Raw genomic sequence first — 4,755 nt, forward strand, 5'->3', positions numbered from 1 at the left:
GTTATCAGGCACTAGAACGAATCTAGTATATTGTGGAACAAAACCGCATCGGCCATAGTTAATTTTCTGAATTTGTATAAAATGACATTATTTTCGAGCTTAGGCTGTATTTTACAGTCGCAGAAAGCAACATCAACGATTGAGGATTGAAAAGGCGTTTTGGCATCAAATAGAAAATCACCGCGTATAGGAGCGAAGAAGAAAAAGTCGGCTAATTCTGCAACGACCCGACAAACTGCGGGACCAGGGTTTGCATTTGAGGACCTGACAGCTGCATGGTTTTTGACGAGGATACTCGTTGGGGAAACGTTGCCCGGCATTAATAGTGATTGTACTCAGATACAATCACAAACGGGTGCGTTAAAGTGGGATATTGACGATTTGCTATTTTCCGCCCTGCGCGGGCCAGCAATTCGTCATCTTGCCGTCTCATGCAAAAGCAATCAACAGGTTACAGGCAACGGATTTCCGGCTGACTTCATTACGCATGCATGGAGCCTTTGGCGCAATCCAGATAGTCCGATGAACATTGAAACTGATGTTCTTGCCCTCGTGACACGCGGACGAAATCTTCCCGGCACGTTTGATTCAGTTTGGGCAGATGTAGTGAATTGGTGTGCGGGTGAAGATACAGCGCTGGCTATTAGTCGTATTCGTGAGGTCAAAAAGCACGCGCGGATATTTGAAAGCATCAAATTACCGAAAGAGACGATAAATGCGACGGATGAGGAGGCCGTCCAGCTTATCCGCCATTTAAAAGTTGTCCCCTTAGATTTTCAACTTGATTCAGAAAATTCATACGAGGAAGGAATCGGACGGTGCAGAGCATTGCTGAAAAGTGGGGATAGAACTGAAGCAGAAGCGGTTTGGGTTCATTTAGTACAGCTTGCAGAAGATACGCGCCTTGGATCTGGAACTCTGACCATCGAGCAAGTCTGGAAAACGCTGCGAAAAAGCTTCCAACTAAAGGACCGCCCAAATTTTGAAGGTTCATGGGCCGCTATTGCGGCTCTGTCCGAAGATTACAAGGCCAACATCAAAATTGCGTTACCTTCAGGCTTCATTGTTGATCGAACTGAAAAAAAATCCAGGTTAGCCGAAATATTCAATAATCAGTCAATTTCGTTAGTGATTGGAGATTCCGGTAGTGGGAAATCCTCAATAGTAAAAACCACTCTCGATGAGCGGTTTCCTAAGTGGAACCAGGTTTGGTTTGGTCCAGAGGAATTTGACGCGGCGACGAGCAATCTTGATCGCTTGAATATGGGAATCACTTTTCCGCTGCAAGAGGTTCTTGGGTCCAGCGTTTATGCTGAAAACGTACTTGTGATCGACTCTGCTGAGAGGTTAGATACAACCTCGCTTTCTCGAATTAGCCAACTAGTTCAAAACCTGGTGCCGGAAGAGATTGCAATTTGTGACTTATCTTGGCGCATTGTGATTATCAGTCAGCGGGAGAGTTGGCAGGATCGTTTGCTCCCAATAGTAGGTCAATTCGTACGAGAACCATTTGCCGTTGAAGGAATCGCCTTAGAAGATGTGAAATCCGCACTTTGGGCGAACGACGACCTGCGCTGGTTGGCAGCCCGGGAAGATACGATTGCTGTCCTTAGCAATCTCAAGACGTTAGGCTGGGTGATCCAGGCGTCGTCAACCTTTCGAGGGGACGGCGGGGAAGACCTTACTTCACCAGCAGCAATTGCAGATCGTATATGGGAGTTCTGGACTGAAGGAAAAACTTCGGTGCAAAACCTTGTCATGCGATTGGGCGAGCGCGAAGCAGAATTTGAAAGGAGTTTTGCAGTAAGTGAATTTGACGGGTCGGACGCTGCTATCCTTGATAATAAGCCCAAGCATCTTCCTATTCTCAGGAACAATCGCAACCGGATCGAATTTGAGCATGACTTGGCGGCGGATTGGGCACGATTCCAACGCTTGAAAGAAATTGCAGAGGACTATGAAAAATGGTCAGAACTGGCAAAAAATCCTCTGTGGAGCGGGGCGCTTCGCCTGTTCGGTCAATTTCTCCTTCGTGAGAAAGCGGCCTCTGCCATGATATGGGATGAGGCTTATTCCGTGCTCGAAGAAAATGGTTCGACGTTTGCTACTGACATATTACTTGATGCCCTCTTTCTGGACCCACAAGCAGGGACTTTTCTGGAATATCGCGCGGAATTCCTGTTCGAGAATAGCGGCGTCAGACTGAAAAGACTGCTTGGTCGATTCCTCCACATTGCAACTATTCCCAGCATATCTCTGGCTTTTGGCGAAATTGATCGAACGCTTTCGCTTTACTTTGAAGACAGGTTTCGCGCGCCGATAATTGGTCTTTGGCCTCCGGTGGTCAACTTCCTCCATGGGCATCTTCGACAGGTAGCTGCGTTGGTTTCGCCAACCGTTGCTGCGGTTTGTGAAGTCTGGCTTAGTAGCACTCCACCGCAGTTGGAAGGAGGAGGCCTTACTCCTTATAGAAAGGAATTTTCTGAACTGGCTCTGGCGACTGCCCGGGCTCTACAAGTTGATATCGGTAGGGGGGCCATTTACATTGGTATTCCAAAAGAATCGATTTATTCAGCAGCTTTGGCGGGGGCAAGAGATCTTCCGGATGAAGTTGCTAAGTGGGCTTTGGAAATCGCACAGAGACGTCCCCAAGATTCTGAAGTTGCGGAAAAGATCGCCCAGGCGAAAACCAAATTGGCGGCTGAACGAGCCAACCGACACAAGACAGATGACGGTGTTCGGGAGCAACAAAGGAGGCGCGCAAGAAGCTTGTCGTCAGCCATTTCCTTGTCGGGCTTACGGAAGCTTCCGCCATGGCCAATGGGCCCTTCTAAAAGGGTAGACCAAGATTTTCAGAAAATATGCCTCCATTCGCCGGCATTAGGACCGCTAATGCATACGCGTCCCGAAATTGTGGCAGAAATCATGCTTGCCCTAGTGATTGAAGACGGTCCGGAGGAAGAATATTCTGTAACATCCTCACGTTATGACTACCTTGGGCTGGATTATGATAGCGGAGACAGCTATCCAACAGCCTTTTGGAAAAGTCAGTTTTTCCTGTTCCTGAAAATTGCTCCTGAAATTGCGCTGACAGCACTTATCCAATTGGTGGATTTTTGTACGGAACGTTGGGCGGGTCAAATAACAAAGGGCAGAAAAAAAGAGCCGCCTCAAACCGTTCTTATAATGGCCAATGGAATGGAAAAAGCTTTCGTAGGAGACTGGCAGGTATTTGATTGGACGCAGAAAAACTCCAATTCTAACGGCCAACTGCATTGCGCGTTAAATGCCCTGGAAAGATGGCTGACGCTCCAAATTGAGCAAGGGAAAAATGTCGAAAATCATCTGATCCAGCTTTTACAAGATAGCACGTCACTGGCGTTCGTAGGGTTATTGATAAATGTTGCCAAATTTCATCCCGCATTTTTTTCTGATGTCTTACTGCCTTTACTCAGCAGCGAAGATGTTTTTTGGTACGATCGATCGCGTGTTAAAAATGCAGAGTACAACTTTGATGCATTTAGTTGGTCGAGGGAGCATAAATCTATATTTAACACGGCAAAAGAATGGGCCGCGGCAACTTACCGGCAGCAAGAGTTGGTTGAAATCGTTAGCAAACTTTTTCTAAAAGACAAGAAAATGGCTTCGTTCATCAAGTCTGCACGAGATAAATGGAATAGGCCTTCTGAGCGCAAAGCAGCAATTGAATTCGATATTTTGTGTGCTCAGCTCGACGAAACTAACTATCAGATACATGAAGATCCGGTGTCCGGAGCCGTAATTGCAGAGTTTGAGTACCCGGAAGAACTTAAAGCGGAGATTGTAGCCTTCGAGCAGACGGCCTCATCTAAACGATCAAGTATTTTGCTAGCCTTTCAATGTGAAAAAATACTTGAGAGTGAGGCTTTACTGGATGAAACCAGTGCACAAGTTTTAACTGACATTTTGCGAGAGGTATTCTGTTGCGAAGATGAAGATAGGAAGGAACTTAACAAAATTGCCGCTGCAGCTACCTTATTCTCCAATGGACAAAAGTGGCTCGAAAATAATCCCGAAGTGACTGAACTCGCGGAATCTGTGCTGCGTCACGAAATAGGGGAGATTGGTGAGACCGCTGAAGAACTTCTCCATAAGTACTCAGGAATTTCAAATGGGCATTTGAAATTTGCAGCGTACGGTGCCTTTCATCTTTGGCTGCAGAAAGAAGTTGGAGAGGATGAATGGGAACAGGCAATTCTTCGGATCTTGACCAGTGGAGATGGCGATGCTGTCAGGGTCATTAGCTTCTTAGCGCATAAGAACAGAATTGAACTGGGGTCCCGATGGTGGCGGCTGTTGCAGCTCGGAATTTTGTGGTCTGCGCTGACCATGTTTAGACCGGGTTATGACGACTCTGCAGATATGGAAATACGTTGGACGCGATGGCTACGATGGTTGAGGACACGGAAAATTTCGGGTGTGCCGTGCGGCCCGGTATCCGTAAATCTCCTTGGCGTTTGGCAAAGGCTTAAGCGCTCGGAAAGAGATCGTCGGGTACGAAATAGTATAGAAAATCCTGGCAGTCATCGACGGCCACCAGACGACGTATTGTCGAATGGTCTCGATACGGGATTTCTCGATAGCTTGTTTGGCTGGCTATTAAATGAGAAATCACGGTCTGATGAAAAGGACTTTGAAGAAGAGTGCGAGATTTTGTTAGCACTGTTCGTATTCAGGGTATTTGAGACAGATCATGGTCTGATTTAAGAGAGGTTT

At 46.8% G+C, this 4,755-nt stretch carries 1 protein-coding gene; it reads left to right on the forward strand.

Translation table 11 applies throughout. The features are described 5' to 3' along the window. Positions 1–159: 159 nt before the first annotated feature. Positions 160–4,746: a hypothetical protein gene (locus P1U71_RS10860; RefSeq protein ID WP_301105627.1), complete on the forward strand. Its 4,587-nt coding sequence runs from the start codon at positions 160–162 to the stop codon at positions 4,744–4,746. The last annotated feature ends 9 nt before the right edge of the window (positions 4,747–4,755 follow it).

Source organism: Sneathiella sp., assembly GCF_029233945.1.
In the GTDB taxonomy this organism is placed as follows: domain Bacteria; phylum Pseudomonadota; class Alphaproteobacteria; order Sneathiellales; family Sneathiellaceae; genus Sneathiella.